Here is a 17,317-nt window from a genome sequence, read left to right as displayed (position 1 = left end):
GTTTATTTGCAAACCTCTAAATATTCGTAACTAGGAACGAACCATGTTACAAATCGAAATCGACGGCAAACAGGTATCTGTGGAGCAGGGCGCGACGGTGATTGAAGCCGCGCACAAGCTCGGTACTTATATCCCGCATTTCTGTTATCACAAAAAACTTTCCATCGCCGCCAACTGCCGTATGTGTTTGGTGGACGTGGAAAAAGCCCCCAAACCTCTGCCCGCCTGTGCCACGCCGGTTACAGACGGCATGATTGTGCGTACGCATTCGGCAAAAGCTCGAGAGGCGCAAGAAGGCGTGATGGAGTTCCTGCTCATCAACCATCCGCTTGATTGTCCGACCTGCGACCAAGGCGGCGAATGCCAGTTGCAGGATTTGGCGATGGGCTACGGCAAAACCACCAGCCGCTATACCGAAGAAAAACGTTCCGTCGTCGGCAAAGACATGGGTCCTTTGGTTTCCGCCGAGGAAATGAGCCGTTGTATCCACTGTACCCGTTGCGTTCGTTTCACTGAAGAAATCGCCGGCGTGCAAGAAATCGCTATGGCCAACCGCGGCGAACATTCCGAGATCATGCCTTTTATCGGCAAAGCGGTAGAAACCGAATTGTCAGGCAACGTCATTGATTTGTGTCCCGTCGGTGCGCTGACCAGCAAACCGTTCCGCTTCAACGCGCGTACTTGGGAATTGAACCGCCGCAAATCCGTTTCCGCCCATGACGCTTTGGGCAGCAACCTGATTGTGCAAACCAAAGACCATACCGTCCGCCGCGTGTTGCCGTTGGAAAACGAAGCCATCAACGAATGCTGGCTGTCCGACCGCGACCGTTTCGCCTACGAAGGCCTGTATCACGAAAGCCGTCTGAAAAACCCGAAAATCAAACAGGGCGGCGAGTGGATGGACGTGGATTGGAAAACTGCGTTGGAATATGTCCGCAGCACGATTGAATGTATCGCCAAAGACGGCAACCAAAACCAAGTCGGCGTTTGGGCCAATCCGATGAATACGGTTGAAGAGCTGTATTTGGCCAAAAAGCTTGCCAATGGTTTGGGTGTTAAAAACTTTGCAACCCGTTTGCGCCAACAAGACAAACGTCTTTCAGACGGCCTTAAAGGTGCGCAATGGTTGGGACAAAGCATTGAATCTTTGGCTGACAACGATGCTGTATTAGTAGTCGGTGCGAACTTGCGCAAAGAACAGCCGCTCCTGACCGCCCGCTTGCGCCGTGCCGCCAAAGACCGTATGGCCTTGAGCGTATTAGCCAGCAGTAAAGAAGAATTGTTTATGCCGCTTCTGTCTCAAGAAGCCGCACATCCCGACGAGTGGGCAGGCCGTCTGAAAAACCTGTCTGCCGATGCGGAACACGCAGTTACCGCCAGCCTGAAAAACGCTGAAAAAGCAGCAGTGATTTTGGGCGCCGAAGTGCAAAACCATCCTGATTACGCCGCCATTTATGCCGCCGCGCAAGAGCTGGCGGATGCAACCGGCGCAGTGCTGGGTATTTTGCCTCAAGCCGCCAACAGCGTCGGTGCGGATGTTTTAGGCGTGAACTCCGGCGAGAGCGTTGCCGAAATGGCAAACGCGCCGAAACAGGCAGTCTTGCTGCTCAACGTCGAGCCTGAAATCGATACGGTTGACGGTGCAAAAGCCGTAGCCGCGTTGAAACAGGCGAAAAGCGTGATGGCGTTTACACCGTTTGTCAGCGAAACGCTGCTGGATGTGTGCGACGTATTGTTGCCGATTGCGCCGTTTACCGAAACATCAGGCAGCTTCATCAATATGGAAGGCCGTCTGCAATCTTTCCACGGCGTGGTACAAGGCTTCGGCGACTCGCGTCCGATGTGGAAAGTGTTGCGCGTATTGGGCAACCTGTTTGACCTGAAAGGTTTTGAATACCACGATACCGCTGCGATTCTGAAAGATGCGCTGGATGCGGAAAGCCTGCCGTCCAAACTGGACAACCGCAGCACATGGACAGGGGAGAGCGTTCAGACGGCCTCAGACCGCCTCGTCCGTGTCGGTGGTGTCGGTATTTATCACACTGATTCTATCGTGCGCCGTTCTGCGCCGTTGCAAGAAACCAGCCATGCCGCCGTGCCTGTCGCGCGTGTAAATCCAAACACATTGGCACGCTTAGGTCTGCAAGACGGACAAACCGCCATCGCCAAACAAAACGGCGCAGGCGTATCGGTTGCCGTCAAAGCCGATGCCGGACTGCCTGAAAACGTGGTGCATCTGCCGCTGCATACCGAAAATGCCGCGCTGGGTGCGTTGATGGACACTATTGAACTGGCGGGAGCTTGATCATGCAAGAATGGTTCCAAAACCTCTTTGCCGCAACGCTCGGTCTGGGCGATTTGGGCATCACCGTAGGCTTGGTGGTATCCGTCATCGTCAAAATCGTGATTATCCTGATTCCGCTGATTCTGACCGTTGCCTACCTGACGTATTTTGAACGTAAAGTCATCGGCTTTATGCAGCTTCGTGTCGGCCCGAACGTAACCGGCCCGTGGGGTCTGATTCAGCCGTTTGCCGACGTGTTCAAACTCTTGTTTAAAGAGGTAACTCGTCCGAAGCTGTCAAACAAGGCCCTGTTCTATATCGGCCCGATTATGTCGCTCGCCCCGTCTTTTGCGGCTTGGGCGGTGATTCCTTTCAACGAAGAATGGGTGCTGACCAATATCAATATCGGTCTTTTGTACATCCTGATGATTACTTCGCTGTCGGTTTACGGCGTGATCATCGCGGGCTGGGCTTCCAACTCCAAATATTCGTTCTTGGGTGCAATGCGTGCTTCCGCGCAAAGCATTTCCTACGAGATTGCCATGAGTGCCGCGCTGGTGTGCGTCGTGATGGTATCGGGCAGCATGAACTTCTCCGACATCGTTGCCGCACAAGCCAAAGGTATTGCCGGCGGTTCGGTATTCTCTTGGAACTGGTTGCCGCTCTTCCCCATCTTCATCGTCTATCTGATTTCCGCCGTTGCCGAAACCAACCGCGCGCCGTTTGACGTGGCAGAGGGTGAATCTGAAATCGTTGCCGGCCACCACGTCGAATACTCCGGCTTCGCGTTCGCGCTGTTCTTCCTCGCCGAATACATTTTCATGATTCTGATTGCCGCGCTGACATCGCTGATGTTCCTCGGCGGCTGGTTGTCTCCGTTTCCGCAAAGTTGGGGCTTTATCGGTACGCCTTCCGCATTCTGGATGTTCGTGAAAATGGCGGCAGTGTTGTACTGGTATCTGTGGATCCGTGCAACTTTCCCGCGCTACCGTTACGACCAAATCATGCGTTTGGGCTGGAAAGTGCTGATTCCGATCGGCTTTGCCTACATCGTGATTTTGGGCGTGTGGATGATTTCACCGCTGAATCTGTGGAAATAGGGCAGGGAGGCCGTCTGAAAGTTTTCAGGTAGCCTGAACCCCAAATTTTTAACCGTTTCAAACCGAGAGAAACCGATGAAAGCTCAATGCCTGTGCGGCGCAGTATCACTGGAAACCGCCGAAAACCGCGAACTCCACGCCTGCCATTGCGGGAAATGCCGCACATGGGGCAGCGGCGCGTCTTTTACTTTGGCCGCCCGGTCGCCCGAAATCACAGGCAGCGAGCACATCGCGCATTATCAGTCGTCCGAATGGGCGCAACGCTGTTTTTGCAAACACTGCGGCACACACCTGTTTGTGCAGGTTGGCAACGATTATTACATCAACGCCGGGCTGTTTGCCGACAACGCGGGCTTTGAAACTACCTCACAAATCTTTATTGATTGCAAAGCTCCGTATTATGACTTGGCCAACGATACCCCGAAGCTGACCGAAGCCGAGTTTTTAGAAATGGTGGGCGCGGCAGGTTAAAAAAACCGCTTTCAGACGGCCTGTAAACAGAACAATCCGAAAAGAGCATCCGAAAATGGCTAATTTAGTAAAAACCTTCCTGCTGGGCGAATTGGTGAAAGGCATGGGCGTAACGCTCAAAAACTTCTTCGCCCGCAAAGACACGATTTACTTCCCCGAAGAAAAAACGCCGCAATCCGTGCGTTTCCGCGGCCTGCACGCGCAACGCCGTTATCCGAACGGCGAAGAGCGCTGTATTGCGTGTAAATTGTGCGAGGCAGTTTGTCCGGCAATGGCGATTAACATTGAATCGGAAGAACGCGAAGACGGCACCCGCCGCACCAAGCGTTACGACATCGACCTGACCAAGTGCATCTTCTGCGGTTTCTGCGAAGAGGCCTGCCCGACCGATGCGATTGTGGAAACTCATATTTTTGAATACCACGGCGAGAAAAAAGGCGACTTGCACATGACCAAGCCGATTCTTTTGGCCATTGGCGACAAATACGAACCCGAAATCGCCAAACGCAAAGCCGCTGACGCGCCGTATCGTTAAGGAGCAGACGAATGACTTTTTCCGCGATTCTGTTCTATATCCTTGCCGCCATCGTTTTGTACGGTGCGGTTCGTACCGTTACCGCTAAAAACCCTGTGCACGCCGCTTTGCATTTGGTGCTGACCTTCTGCGTGAGCGCGATGATTTGGATGCTGATGCAGGCCGAATTCTTGGGCGTAACGCTGGTGGTGGTTTACGTCGGCGCCGTGATGGTGTTGTTCCTGTTCGTCGTGATGATGCTGAATATCGACATCGAAGCCATGCGCGTCGGTTTCTGGCGTCATGCGCCGGTTGCCGGTGTGGTCGGCACATTGTTGGCGGTTGCCCTGATCCTGATTTTGGTCAACCCGAAAACCGACCTAGCTGCATTTGGTCTGATGAAAGACATTCCGGCCGATTACAACAATATCCGCGATTTGGGCAGCCGTATTTATACTGACTACCTGTTGCCGTTTGAGTTGGCGGCGGTATTGCTGCTGTTGGGTATGGTGGCCGCGATTGCACTGGTTCACCGCAAAACCTTCAATCCGAAACGTATGGATCCTGCCGACCAAGTCAAAGTACGCGCCGATCAAGGCCGTATGCGTCTGGTGAAAATGGAAGCGGTCAAACCGCAAGTCGAATCTGCCGAAGAAAGCGAAGTTTCAGACGGCCTCAAGCCGGAAGGGGAGGGCAAAGCATGATTACCTTGACGCATTATTTGGTATTGGGTGCGCTCCTGTTCGGTATCAGCGCAATGGGTATCTTTATGAACCGCAAAAACGTGCTGGTATTGCTGATGTCCATCGAGCTGATGCTCTTGGCGGTGAACTTCAACTTTATCGCTTTCTCCCAATATTTGGGCGATACTGCCGGACAGATTTTCGTATTCTTCGTACTGACCGTTGCCGCTGCCGAATCCGCCATCGGTTTGGCGATTATGGTATTGGTGTACCGTAACAGAAAAACAATCAACGTTGCCGATTTGGATGAGTTGAAAGGGTAATCATGAACGACATGACTTTATATTTGGTAATTGCCCTTGTACCTTTGGCAGGCTCGTTGATTGCAGGTTTGTTCGGCAACAAAATCGGACGTGCCGGTGCGCATACCGTAACAATACTCGGTGTGGCGGTGTCCGCCGTGCTGTCGGCTTATGTGCTGTGGGGATTCCTCAATGGCAGCCGTACCAAGTTTGACGAGAACGTTTATACCTGGCTGACAATGGGCGGCTTAGATTTCTCCGTCGGCTTTTTGGTCGATACGATGACGGCGATGATGATGGTCGTGGTTACCGGCGTGTCGTTGATGGTGCATATCTATACCATCGGCTATATGCACGACGAAAAAGTCGGCTACCAACGCTTCTTCAGTTATATCTCTTTGTTTACATTCAGCATGTTGATGCTGATTATGAGCAACAACTTCATCCAACTCTTCTTCGGCTGGGAAGCTGTGGGCTTGGTATCGTATCTCTTGATCGGTTTCTATTTCAAACGTCCAAGCGCAACATTTGCCAACCTGAAAGCCTTTTTGATCAACCGTGTCGGCGACTTCGGCTTTTTGCTCGGTATCGGCTTGGTGCTTGCCTATTTCGGCGGCAGCCTGCGCTATCAAGATGTATTCGCTTATCTGCCTAATGTTCAGACGGCCACTATCCAACTGTTCCCCGGTGTGGAATGGTCTTTGATTACTGTAACCTGTTTACTCCTGTTTGTCGGTGCGATGGGTAAATCTGCACAATTCCCGCTGCATGTCTGGCTGCCTGATTCGATGGAAGGCCCGACACCGATTTCTGCATTGATTCACGCCGCAACCATGGTTACCGCCGGTCTGTTCATGGTATCGCGTATGTCGCCGATTTATGAGATGAGCAGCACTGCGCTATCTGTCATCATGGTAATCGGTGCGATTACTGCTCTGTTTATGGGTTTTTTGGGCGTGATTCAAAACGACATCAAACGTGTGGTTGCGTATTCCACCCTGTCGCAACTGGGCTACATGACCGTGGCTCTGGGCGCGTCTGCCTATTCCGTAGCAATGTTCCATGTGATGACCCACGCTTTCTTTAAAGCCTTGTTGTTCTTGGCCGCAGGTAGCGCGATTATCGGTATGCACCATGACCAAGACATGCGCCATATGGGTAACCTGAAAAAATACATGCCGATTACTTGGCTGACCATGCTGATCGGTAACTTGTCGCTGATCGGTACGCCGTTCTTCTCCGGCTTCTATTCCAAAGATTCGATTATCGAAGCAGCGAAATACAGCACCCTGCCGGGTAGCGGATTTGCTTATTTCGCCGTCCTCGCCAGTGTGTTCGTTACCGCGTTTTACGCGTTCCGCCAATACTTTATGGTGTTCCACGGCGAAGAAAAATGGCGCAGCCTGCCCGAACACCATTCAGACGACCATGGCGAAGAACATCACGGCTTGGGCAAAAACGACAATCCGCACGAAAGCCCGCTGGTCGTTACCCTGCCTTTGATTTTGCTTGCCATTCCGTCCGTCATCATCGGCTACATCGCCATCGAACCCATGCTCTACGGCGATTTCTTCAAAGACGTGATTTTTGTTAATGCCGACGCGCATCCGACCATGCACATCATGAAGGAAGAGTTCCACGGCGCATTGGCAATGGTGTCTCACAGCCTGCATTCGCCTGTACTCTACCTCGCTATTGCAGGTGTATTGAGCGCATGGCTCCTGTACGTCAAACTGCCGCACCTGCCTGCGAAAATTGCACAGACATTCCGTCCGATTTACGTTTTGTTTGAAAACAAATACTACCTCGACGCCCTGTATTTCAACGTCTTCGCTAAAGGCACGCGCGCATTGGGTACTTTCTTCTGGAAAGTCGGCGATACCGCCATTATCGACAACGGTATCGTCAACGGCTCTGCCAAACTGGTCGGCGCGATTGCCGCGCAGGTACGCAAAGTCCAAACTGGCTTTATCTACACCTACGCCGCCGCTATGGTATTCGGCGTATTGGTACTGCTCGGCATGACCTTCTGGGGATTGTTCCGATAAAAGCGGGATTTCAGACGGCCTATCTATAGTTTGTGTGTATAGGGGCCGTCTAAAAAAGAAAATTTGAGCAACAATGATTGAAGACAAATTACCGCAAACCCTGGACGAAGTCCGCGAAGCCATTGATGGTTTGGACAAGGGATTAATCGAATTACTCGCCCGCCGGCAGAAATTGGTACGGCAGGCTGGTCGTCTGAAACCTAAAAACGATGTGCGGGCGGTTTCCGCGCCTGAACGGGTGGCTCAAGTGATTACCTCGCGCCGCGCTTATGCCGAAAAGGCCGGTTTGTCGCCCGAAGTAGCAGAAGCAGTTTGGCGCAGCATGATTGATGTGTTCATTAAACTTGAGATGGACACCAACCGTACCGATGGAGCGTAGTCAAAATCTTCGGATAATGGTTTTGACAAGAAAAATATGGAAGAGGCCGTCTGAAATATAGAGGCGAGAAAAAACCATGTCGGACACACAAACCATCCGCTCCGCCGAATTTACCGCTTCCCGCGCATGGGGCGCGCTCGACATCGCCAATATGAACGGCACCACCGTACGCCTGCACTGGACGAACCAACCCTACACATGGCACATCAACGACGGCGAGGAAGTGTTTGCTGTGATGGATGGCGAAGTTAATATGCACTACCGAGAAAACGGCGAAGAACACATCGTTCGTTTGAAAAGTGGAGATATCTTTTACGCAGGAATCGGCACGGAACACGTTGCCCATCCGTGCGGCGAAGCGCGGATTTTGGTGATTGAGAAAGAGGACAGTGTTTGAGGCCGTCTGAAAAGAAGGTTTGAGACAGCAACAGAATAAGAGAATGACGGCAGATATACATTTTTCTTGATTTTGCCGTACACAAAATACACAATCTTTTTCAGACGGCCTCCTGAAATGTCGTCTGGAAACCAACCCATACAACTATATTTTTTATTTTAACCACAGGTTAACCACTATGTTTTCCAACTACCTACTCAGCTTGGCAATATGGATACCCATCGCCGCAGGTGTGCTGGTTTTGGCGACCGGTAAGGACAGCCGTGCGCCGCTGGCGCGTGTGCTTGCCTTCATGGGTGCGCTTGCCGGTTTCTTGGTAACGCTGCCCCTGTTTACCGGTTTCGATCGTTTGAGCGGCGGCTATCAGTTTACCGAGTTCCACGAGTGGATTCCGCTGCTGAAAATCAACTACGCATTGGGCGTGGACGGTATTTCAGTGCTCTTTATCATCTTAAATGCGTTTATTACGCTGTTGGTGGTATTGGCCGGTTGGGAAGTCATTCAGAAACGTCCGGCGCAGTATATGGCGGCATTCCTGATCATGTCGGGTTTGATTAACGGCGCGTTTGCCGCGCAGGATGCGATTCTGTTTTATGTGTTCTTCGAGGGTATGCTGATTCCGCTGTACCTGATTATCGGTGTATGGGGTGGCCCGCGTCGCGTCTATGCGTCGGTCAAGCTGTTCCTCTATACGCTGATGGGTTCGCTCTTGATGCTGGTTGCCATGGTTTACCTGTACTATCAAACAGGCAGCTTCTCTATTGTCGATTTCCAAAACATCAAACAGATTCCGTTGGGCGTACAGCAGCTTTTGTTTGTGGCATTCTTCCTGTCATTTGCCGTAAAAGTGCCGATGTTCCCTGTGCACACTTGGTTGCCGGATGCCCACGTTGAAGCGCCGACCGGCGGTTCGATGGTGTTGGCAGCAATTACGCTGAAACTGGGTGCGTATGGTTTCTTGCGCTTTATCCTGCCGATTATGCCGGACGCGGCACGCTATTTTGCCCCTGTGATCATCGTATTGAGCCTGATTGCCGTGATTTACATCGGTATGGTGGCTTTGGTGCAAACCGATATGAAAAAACTGGTGGCGTACTCTTCCATCAGCCATATGGGTTTTGTCACTTTAGGCATGTTCCTGTTTGTGAACGGCCAACTGAATGACTGGGCATTGAAAGGCGCAATCATTCAAATGATTTCCCACGGTTTTGTGTCCGCCGCGATGTTTATGTGTATCGGCGTGATGTACGACCGCCTGCATACCCGCAATATTGCCGATTATGGCGGCGTGGTCAATGTGATGCCTAAGTTTGCGGCGTTTATGATGTTGTTCGGTATGGCCAATGCCGGTCTGCCTGCAACTTCCGGCTTTGTGGGCGAGTTTATGGTGATTATGGGCGCGGTTAAAGTGAATTTCTGGGTAGGTGCGTTGGCTGCTATGACTCTGATTTACGGTGCGTCTTATACCCTGTGGATGTACAAACGCGTTATTTTTGGTGCGATTCACAATCCGCACGTTGCCGAAATGAAAGACATCAATTGCCGCGAATTTGCGATTTTGGCGATTTTGGCGGTTGCTGTATTGGGCATGGGTCTGTATCCGCAAGCGTTTATCGAAGTAGTGCATCAAGCGGCAAACGATTTGATTGCCCATGTGGCACAAAGCAAGATTTGAGGTGTGTAAATGAACTGGTCTGATTTGAATTTAATGCCTGCCATGCCCGAAATCGTGCTGCTTGCGCTATTGGGTGTCGTATTGCTGGCAGACTTGTGGATTTGCGATAAAAACCGTTATTTGACCCATCTGATGAGTTTGGGAACGGTCATCATCGTGGCCGTTACCCAGTTGGCGGTATGGGAGCAGGGCAGTGTCGATGCCTTTCACGGTATGTATATTGCAGACGGCATGTCCCGTTTGGCAAAACTGGTGCTGTATGCACTGACGTTTGGTCTGTTTATTTACAGTAAACCGTACAACCAAGACCGCCAAATCTTCAAAGGTGAGTTTTACACCCTGTCATTGTTTGCCCTGTTGGGTATGAGCGTCATGGTCAGCTCGGCACATTTCCTGACTGCGTATATCGGTTTGGAATTGTTGTCTTTGTCGCTGTACGCCATGATTGCCCTGCGCCGCGATTCCGGCCGCTCTGCCGAGGCCGCACTGAAATACTTCGTATTGGGCGCGTTGGCCTCCGGCTTGCTGCTTTATGGTATTTCCATGGTTTACGGCGCCACCGGCTCTCTTGATTTTGCTTCCGTCTTGGCTTCTGCTTTCAATGAGCAGGCCAATGAATGGTTGTTGAAATTGGGTATGGTATTTATTGTGGTCGCCATTGCATTTAAATTGGGTGCGGTTCCATTCCATATGTGGGTGCCCGATGTGTATGATGGCGCGCCAACCTCTGTTACCGCCTTTGTGGGTACGGCTCCGAAAATTGCCGCTGTTGTCTTTGCGTTCCGTATCCTTGTTACCGGTATGGGTACCATACATTCAGACTGGGCGCCGATGTTGGCCATTCTTGCCGTTGCTTCTTTGGTGGTCGGTAACCTTGCCGCCATCATGCAAACCAATATCAAACGTATGCTTGCCTATTCCACTGTATCGCACATGGGCTTTATCCTGTTGGCGTTTATGGCAGGCGCAGTCGGCTTTACTGCAGGTTTGTATTACGCCATTACCTATGCTTTGATGGCGGCAGTCAGCTTCGGCGTTTTGATGGTATTGTCCACCAAAGACATTGAATGTGAAAACATCAAAGACCTCGCAGGCCTTAACCAACGCCATGCATGGTTTGCCTTCCTGATGTTGCTGTCTATGTTCTCCATGGCGGGTATTCCACCGCTGATGGGTTTTTACGCCAAATTCGGAGTGATTATGGCACTCTTGAAACAAGGCCATGTTTGGTTGTCCGTATTTGCCGTCATCATGTCGCTGATTGGTGCGTTCTACTACCTGCGCGTGGTCAAAGTCATCTACTTCGATGCTCCTGACCATGACCAGCCGGTCGGCAGTAACTATGCCGCCAAATTTGTTCTGACGGTCAATGCCTTCCTGCTGCTCCTGTGGGGTATCATGCCGCAAACCGTTATCGACTGGTGTGCCAAAGCATTGATAAATACCCTGTAAGCTTCAAACAAAACCAACGGCGGCTGTTCCAAAGTCGCCGTTTTTGTTAGGATTCGCATTCGGATGAAATATACCCAAAGTTCAGACGGCCTCAAGCCTTTGAACAATCATCAAGCGGGTATTATCAAGATATTGAATATTCCACGGATAATGATGGGCAAGAATGTCCATTTAACATGTTAAAATCACACACAGGCCGTCTGAAAACAGAAAGACTACCATGACCGCATCCATGTACATTCTTTTGCTGTTGGCACTTATCTTTGCCAACGCACCATTTATTACCACCAAATTCTTCGGCATCATCGCCCTGAAACGCAAACACATCGGTCATCACTTGATCGAATTGCTGGCAGGCTTCCTTCTTACTGCAATCCTCGCTTATATCCTCGAATCGCGCGCAGGAGCCGTACATGCTCAAGATTGGGAGTTTTACGTGACCGTTGTCTGCCTCTACCTGATTTTTGCTTTCCCATGCTTCGTATGGCGTTACTTTTGGAATGAGCGAAATAGAGAGTAGGAATTGGATTTGAATAAGGAAAAGGCCGTCTGAAAGATTTTCAGACGGCCTTGTATTTGAGAATGTAGGTGGCAATGACTACATCTTTGAGTTAGGTAGATATGGATTCAATAAAGACTTTATCTTCTTTTTGGATAAAAGTAGCGGAGAGACAATAATCTGTCTCATAAACACATCCCATAATTTTGACTTTATTTTTGTTTTTCCATTCAATACCGGCAACAATGGTCTCCAAAGGATAGTCTTTAGTTTCTGAGAAAGGCGTTACAGAACGAGATTTTGGTAATTGTGCCATTGTTACGGTTGTTTTGGGTATGCCGTTTTTTAAAATGGGAAACCAAAGAAAAGGGATGGACTCACCTTTCTTTTTATTCCATTGAGCAGAATATTTGCTAAAAGCAGTAATGGCATCGCTTAGTCCCCCTTGGTAAAAGCATCTTTGGCTTTCCCCAATCATTTCTTCTACGGGCTTTTTACAATGTAAGTTTCCAGCCAAAGAAAAAGAGGGGAGGATGAATAGAACTGTAAAAATAAGTTTTCGCATAATTAATACCCCGTATTTAGAGTCAGAAGACTGATGGAAAAGATAGAAAAGGCTTTTTTCATTTTTTATCTCTCAATGGTTGAATGAAATATAAGTCTTTAAAAGTGATTAAAAAGAAATCTCATATCGAGATTTCTTTACGTAGTTATGTGTAACATTTGCAAACATTGTAACATAGTAAATTCAATGCTACAGTTATTTGATATGTTTAATCAATTTAGATAATCGGTCATTATAACCGATTATCGGTATATTTCCCGAGGAAATTCATTTCGATTGAAAAGAGTAGAGTTGTTTATATCTATTAGCAATAAAATTCGTTCTTTGTGTGGATGGAAACAATGGTCTCAAGATAGAAGCTTAGTTTCCAAATAAATTCAGGAAAAGGCCGAGTTGATGTAGTTGCTTGAAACAATAAAGGCCGTCTGAAAGATTTTCAGACGGCCTTTATTTTGTTTGATGTTAAATATCGGTTAGAAAACAAGGCTGTTGGGGCGTAAAGCCTTGTCGTGGGGGCGGTTTAACGGTACTATTCTCGGTTAATCCTGTTTTATTCCTATGAAATTGAAAGTATAAGATGATTAATGATATTCAAAAGACAGCTGAAGGCAAAATGCAGCGTTCTCTGGAAGTATTGAAAGACAATTTGGCTAAAGTGCGTACCGGCCGTGCGCATACCGGCCTGCTTGACCAAGTGGAAGTGGAATACTGGGGCAGCATGGTGCCTGTGAGCCAAGTGGCGAACGTGACGCTTTTGGATGCGCGTACGATTGGTGTGAAACCTTTTGAGAGCAATATGGCTTCAAAAGTCGAGAAAGCGATCCGTGATTCCAACTTGGGCCTGAACCCTGCTTCTGTCGGCGATTTGATCCGTGTCCCTATGCCTATGCTGACTGAGGAACGCCGTAAAGATTTGATCAAAGTGGTACGCGGCGAGGCGGAAGAGGGCCGTGTGTCTATCCGCAATGTGCGCCGTGATGCAAACGACCACATCAAAAAATTGTTGAAAGACAAAGAAATTTCTGAAGATGAAGCCCGCCGCGGCGAGGAAGCGGTTCAGAAGTTGACCGACAAATACATTGCTGAGGCAGACAAGCTCTTGGCGGCCAAAGAAGAAGATTTGATGGCGATTTAATCCTGTGTGCAAACCGTTCAGACGGCCTTTGGACGGTTTGCTCCCTGAAAGGCAGACATGAAAAGCAGTACGCAGACGATTTTGGAACACTCTGCCATCCCCCGACATATTGCTGTGATTATGGACGGCAACGGACGTTGGGCAAAGAAGCGTTTTCTTCCCCGCGTGATGGGGCATAAGCGCGGCTTGGATGCGCTGGAGAACATGGTGAAGCATTGTGCTGAACTGGGTGTGCAGTATTTGACCGTGTTTGCTTTTTCGACTGAAAACTGGCGACGCCCCGAGGAAGAGGTTTCTTTTCTGATGGGGCTGTTTTTGCAGGCTTTGCAAAAGCAGGTGCGCCGTTTGCACGATAACAATATGCGATTGAGGGTCATCGGCAGCCGCGAGCGGTTTAATGCTGAAATCCTGAAGGGGATTGAGGCGGCCGAGGCGTTGACGGTAAATAATACCGGTTTGACTTTGAGCATTGCCGCCGATTATGGCGGCCGCTGGGATATTTTGCAGGCGGCAAATCAGTTGATTGCCGAAGGTGTAACTGAGATTACGGAAGAGGCGTTGTCGCGCTATTTGATGTTGGGCGATGCACCCGAGCCGGATTTGTTTATCCGAACCGGCGGCGAGACACGCATCAGTAATTTCCTGCTGTGGCAGATGGCGTACGCGGAATTGTATTTTACGGATACGCTGTGGCCTGATTTTAATGAGAAATCGCTGAACGAGGCGATTGCTTCGTTCCAAAAACGGGAGCGCCGCTTCGGGCGGACTTCCGAACAGCTGCCGCTTGAGCAGCAACGGGGTTGAGAACTATGTTGAAACAACGGATTTTGACGGCGCTATGGCTCTTGCCGCTGATGCTGGGTATGCTATTTTATGCACCTATGTGGCTGTGGGCGGCGTTTTGCGGCCTGATTGCCATGCTGACTTTGTGGGAATATGCCCGCATGAGCGGCTTGGACAAGCTGAAAATCAATCATTATTTGGCTTCAACGCTGGTGTTCGGCGTGATTGCCTATGCCGGCGGTTGGCAGTTGCCTGATTTGGTTTGGTATGTCGTATTGGCGTTTTGGCTGATTGTCATGCCTTGGTGGCTGAAAGCGAAATGGAAGTTAAACGGCGGCTGGCAGGCTTACACGGTCGGTTGGTTGTTGGTGATGCCGTTTTGGTTTGCACTGGTTTACCTGCGCCCTCAGCCGGAAGACGCGCTGTCTTTATTGGCGATTATGGGTTTGGTGTGGGTGGCCGATATTGGCGCGTATTTCTGCGGCAAGTCGTTTGGCAAGCGCAAAATTGCGCCGACCATTAGCCCGGGTAAAAGCTGGGAAGGTGCGATCGGCGGCGCATTGTGCGTTGCCGTGTACATGACCATCGTATGGAAAGCCGGTTGGCTGGCTTTTGAAGCCGGTTGGTTCAAAACGATTTTGATCGGCTTGATTCTGACCGTTGTCAGCGTGTGCGGCGATTTGCTGGAAAGCTGGCTCAAACGTGCGGCTGGTATCAAAGACAGCAGCAATCTGTTGCCGGGACACGGCGGCGTGTTCGACCGTGTGGACAGCCTGATTGCCGTTATCAGCATTTATGCCGTCTTTGTATATTTGTTTTAAACCGCCTGTCTCATATGGTTGGGGGAGCTGATTATGTCCGAACAAAAACAGATTTCATCTTTATCGATCTTGGGCGTATTGTTGGCATTGGGATTGATGGCTGCAGCGTTTATTTTGGGCGTGCAGTTTAAGAATCTGCGCCAGCCGGGGACAATTACCGTAAAAGGTTTGGCAGAGAAAAACTTCCAATCCGACAGCGCGACGTGGAATACGGGCGTGAATGCGCACGGCGAGAGCTATCAGGAAGTTTTGGATTTGCTGACGGCAAGACGCAAGAAGCTGTCTAAGTTTTTGGGCGAGCAAGGCTTTACGGCGGCTGAAATGAAAGTGGGCCTGCCTGAAGTGTCGCGCGTTTTCAATGAAACCCGAGACGAACTGGGCAACGTAACCCGCACGCCCAACGGCTACGATGGCAACCTCAATATTGTGGTTAACACCAAAAAACTGGACAAAATCCAAGCAGCACAGCGCGCCATTTTGAACTTCCGTGCGCAAAACGAATTCATCCGCTTCGATAATCCGCAATATTTGCTGGGCAATTTGGAAACCATCAAACGTGATTTGATTACGCAGGCGACTGAGGACGCGCAGAAACGCGCGGCCGAATTTGCTAAAACCGGCGGCGGCAAAGTGGGCGCCATGCGTTCTGCTTCGCAAGGCTCGTTCAACATCTATGCCGACACCGGCAGCAGCGAGGACGATGAATACGGCGGCTCTTACGATAAAAGCACCGTTGGCAAACAAGTCCGACTGGTTGTTACCATCGAATACGGCATTGAGTAATTCTTTCAGACGGCCTTTTCAGCTGGGAGGCAAAAGGCCGTCTGAAAATTGGAAATGGCAAAGAAATTTATTTCAAACACAATGAATACCGTTTGCACAGCACACAAAGAACACACCATGACACAACAAGTTCTGACCATATTAGGCAGTACCGGCAGCATAGGCGAAAGCACTTTAGACGTTGTCTCTCGCCATCCCGAAAAATTCCGCGTGTTCGCGCTGGCAGGGCATAGGCAGGTGGACAAGCTGGCGGCGCAATGCAAACAGTTCCGTCCGGAATATGCTGTTGTCGGCGATGCCGGCCATGCCGCTGAGCTGGAAAAGAAACTCAAACAAGAAGGCATCGATACACAGGTTTTATATGGTTCTCAAGCCCTGATTGATGTCGCCTCTGCCGACGAAGTCAGCGGCGTGATGTGTGCCATTGTCGGCGCGGCCGGTTTGCCGTCGGCTGTAGCCGCCGCTCAAAAAGGCAAAACCATTTATCTGGCAAACAAAGAAACACTGGTGGTTTCCGGCGCATTGTTTATGGAAACCGCCTGTCAAAACGGCGCTACTGTCTTGCCGATTGACAGCGAACACAACGCCATCTTCCAAGTATTGCCAAGGGATTACACAGGCCGTCTGAATGAGCACGGTATCAATTCGATTATTCTGACTGCATCGGGCGGCCCCTTCCTTAACACCGATTTAAGTACATTTGACAGCATTACGCCCGAGCAGGCGGTCAAGCATCCGAATTGGAGCATGGGGCGCAAAATTTCCGTCGATTCCGCGTCAATGATGAATAAGGGCTTGGAGTTGATTGAGGCGCATTGGCTGTTTAACTGTCCGCCGGAAAAACTGGAAGTCGTCATTCATCCGCAATCCGTGATACACAGCATGGTGCGTTATCGCGATGGTTCGGTATTGGCGCAGTTGGGCAATCCCGATATGCGTACGCCGATTGCTTATTGCTTGGGCCTGCCCGAACGCATCGATTCCGGCGTGGGCGAACTGGATTTCGGCGCATTGTCCGCATTGACCTTCCAAAAGCCTGACTTTGACCGTTTCCCATGTTTGAAACTTGCCTATCAGGCCATGAATGCAGGCGGTGCTGCACCTTGCGTGTTGAACGCTGCCAACGAGGTTGCCGTAGCCGCTTTTTTAGATAAACGCATTAAGTTTACCGATATTGCTAAAGTCGTTGCCCACTGCCTTGCCCAAGATTTTTCAGACGGCCGTCACGATATCGAAGGCCTGCTGGCGCAGGACGCGCAAACACGCAGGCAGGCAGAAGCCTTTATCGGCAAACAGTAAAGCTTCAATGACAGGCCGTCTGAAACGTCAACCGCTTGGCATTTAGGCAGACAAAATGGAACAACTGCCTTTATAATCGGTTTTCAGACGACCTTATCCGTTGATGATCACACTCCACTCAGGGGAT

General features: G+C 50.2%; 18 protein-coding genes. 17 read left to right on the top strand and 1 reads right to left on the bottom strand.

What is annotated here, in order from left to right:
- The first annotated feature begins 43 nt into the window (after window positions 1-43).
- The 12 genes from nuoG to CYJ98_RS08805 all read left to right on the top strand — a co-directional run bounded on the left by nuoG (window position 44) and on the right by CYJ98_RS08805 (window position 11,825).
- Window positions 44-2,305 (top strand): NADH-quinone oxidoreductase subunit NuoG, encoded by a 2,262-nt coding sequence (gene nuoG / locus CYJ98_RS08860; RefSeq protein ID WP_101755702.1) that lies wholly within the window; start codon window positions 44-46, stop codon window positions 2,303-2,305.
- A 2-nt stretch (window positions 2,306-2,307) separates the two neighbouring features.
- On the top strand, window positions 2,308-3,384 hold the full coding sequence (nuoH, locus tag CYJ98_RS08855) for an NADH-quinone oxidoreductase subunit NuoH (RefSeq protein WP_002216340.1): 1,077 nt from the start codon (window positions 2,308-2,310) through the stop codon (window positions 3,382-3,384).
- 75 nt (window positions 3,385-3,459) lie between these two features.
- The gene (locus CYJ98_RS08850) at window positions 3,460-3,855 is read left to right on the top strand and encodes a GFA family protein (protein ID WP_003676990.1); all 396 of its coding nucleotides are present in this window, start codon (window positions 3,460-3,462) and stop codon (window positions 3,853-3,855) included.
- 55 nt (window positions 3,856-3,910) lie between these two features.
- Window positions 3,911-4,390, top strand: coding sequence for an NADH-quinone oxidoreductase subunit NuoI (nuoI, locus tag CYJ98_RS08845; protein ID WP_003747878.1), 480 nt, complete (start codon window positions 3,911-3,913; stop codon window positions 4,388-4,390).
- Between the two features lie 11 nt (window positions 4,391-4,401).
- On the top strand, window positions 4,402-5,073 hold the full coding sequence (locus CYJ98_RS08840) for an NADH-quinone oxidoreductase subunit J (RefSeq protein WP_101755703.1): 672 nt from the start codon (window positions 4,402-4,404) through the stop codon (window positions 5,071-5,073).
- On the top strand, window positions 5,070-5,375 hold the full coding sequence (gene nuoK, locus CYJ98_RS08835) for an NADH-quinone oxidoreductase subunit NuoK (RefSeq protein ID WP_003747881.1): 306 nt from the start codon (window positions 5,070-5,072) through the stop codon (window positions 5,373-5,375). The genes CYJ98_RS08840 and nuoK overlap by 4 nt, the downstream gene beginning before the upstream one ends.
- A 2-nt stretch (window positions 5,376-5,377) precedes the next feature.
- The gene (nuoL, locus tag CYJ98_RS08830; RefSeq protein WP_101755704.1) at window positions 5,378-7,402 is read left to right on the top strand and encodes an NADH-quinone oxidoreductase subunit L; all 2,025 of its coding nucleotides are present in this window, start codon (window positions 5,378-5,380) and stop codon (window positions 7,400-7,402) included.
- Window positions 7,403-7,475: 73 nt separating this feature from the next.
- Window positions 7,476-7,781, top strand: coding sequence for a chorismate mutase (locus CYJ98_RS08825; protein ID WP_101755705.1), 306 nt, complete (start codon window positions 7,476-7,478; stop codon window positions 7,779-7,781).
- A gap of 76 nt (window positions 7,782-7,857) precedes the next feature.
- Window positions 7,858-8,178, top strand: coding sequence for a cupin (locus CYJ98_RS08820; RefSeq protein ID WP_101755706.1), 321 nt, complete (start codon window positions 7,858-7,860; stop codon window positions 8,176-8,178).
- A 178-nt stretch (window positions 8,179-8,356) separates the two neighbouring features.
- The gene (locus CYJ98_RS08815) at window positions 8,357-9,853 is read left to right on the top strand and encodes an NADH-quinone oxidoreductase subunit M (RefSeq protein WP_070646485.1); all 1,497 of its coding nucleotides are present in this window, start codon (window positions 8,357-8,359) and stop codon (window positions 9,851-9,853) included.
- 9 nt (window positions 9,854-9,862) lie between these two features.
- Window positions 9,863-11,305, top strand: coding sequence for an NADH-quinone oxidoreductase subunit NuoN (gene nuoN, locus CYJ98_RS08810; protein ID WP_070504153.1), 1,443 nt, complete (start codon window positions 9,863-9,865; stop codon window positions 11,303-11,305).
- Window positions 11,306-11,525: 220 nt separating this feature from the next.
- Complete coding sequence (locus CYJ98_RS08805; protein WP_101755707.1) at window positions 11,526-11,825, top strand: DUF2818 family protein; 300 nt, start codon at window positions 11,526-11,528, stop codon at window positions 11,823-11,825.
- A 91-nt stretch (window positions 11,826-11,916) separates the two neighbouring features.
- Here the strand turns inward: CYJ98_RS08805 and CYJ98_RS08800 are convergent, their stop codons facing one another.
- Window positions 11,917-12,369: a hypothetical protein gene (locus CYJ98_RS08800; protein ID WP_036493924.1), complete on the bottom strand. Its 453-nt coding sequence runs from the start codon at window positions 12,367-12,369 to the stop codon at window positions 11,917-11,919.
- 577 nt (window positions 12,370-12,946) lie between these two features.
- On the opposite strand from CYJ98_RS08800, the gene frr reads away from it, so the two are divergent.
- From frr to ispC, 5 genes are all read left to right on the top strand, one after another.
- Window positions 12,947-13,504 carry a ribosome recycling factor gene (gene frr / locus CYJ98_RS08795; RefSeq protein ID WP_049332978.1) on the top strand — a complete coding sequence of 186 codons (558 nt, stop codon included), beginning with the start codon at window positions 12,947-12,949 and terminating at the stop codon, window positions 13,502-13,504.
- A 57-nt stretch (window positions 13,505-13,561) separates the two neighbouring features.
- A complete protein-coding gene (locus CYJ98_RS08790; RefSeq protein WP_101755708.1) occupies window positions 13,562-14,308 on the top strand; it encodes an isoprenyl transferase in 747 nt (248 codons plus the stop codon).
- Between the two features lie 5 nt (window positions 14,309-14,313).
- A complete protein-coding gene (locus tag CYJ98_RS08785) occupies window positions 14,314-15,108 on the top strand; it encodes a phosphatidate cytidylyltransferase (protein ID WP_101755709.1) in 795 nt (264 codons plus the stop codon).
- Between the two features lie 33 nt (window positions 15,109-15,141).
- Window positions 15,142-15,891, top strand: coding sequence for an SIMPL domain-containing protein (locus tag CYJ98_RS08780; protein ID WP_101755710.1), 750 nt, complete (start codon window positions 15,142-15,144; stop codon window positions 15,889-15,891).
- Between the two features lie 117 nt (window positions 15,892-16,008).
- Entirely contained in the window at window positions 16,009-17,190 is a 1,182-nt protein-coding gene (gene ispC, locus CYJ98_RS08775; RefSeq protein WP_101755796.1) for a 1-deoxy-D-xylulose-5-phosphate reductoisomerase, read from the top strand.
- Window positions 17,191-17,317 lie beyond the last annotated feature (127 nt).

The sequence above is a fragment of the Neisseria perflava genome (genome assembly GCF_002863305.2).
GTDB classification, from domain to species: domain Bacteria; phylum Pseudomonadota; class Gammaproteobacteria; order Burkholderiales; family Neisseriaceae; genus Neisseria; species Neisseria perflava_A.
This window is presented reverse-complemented; position numbering and strand designations above follow the sequence as displayed.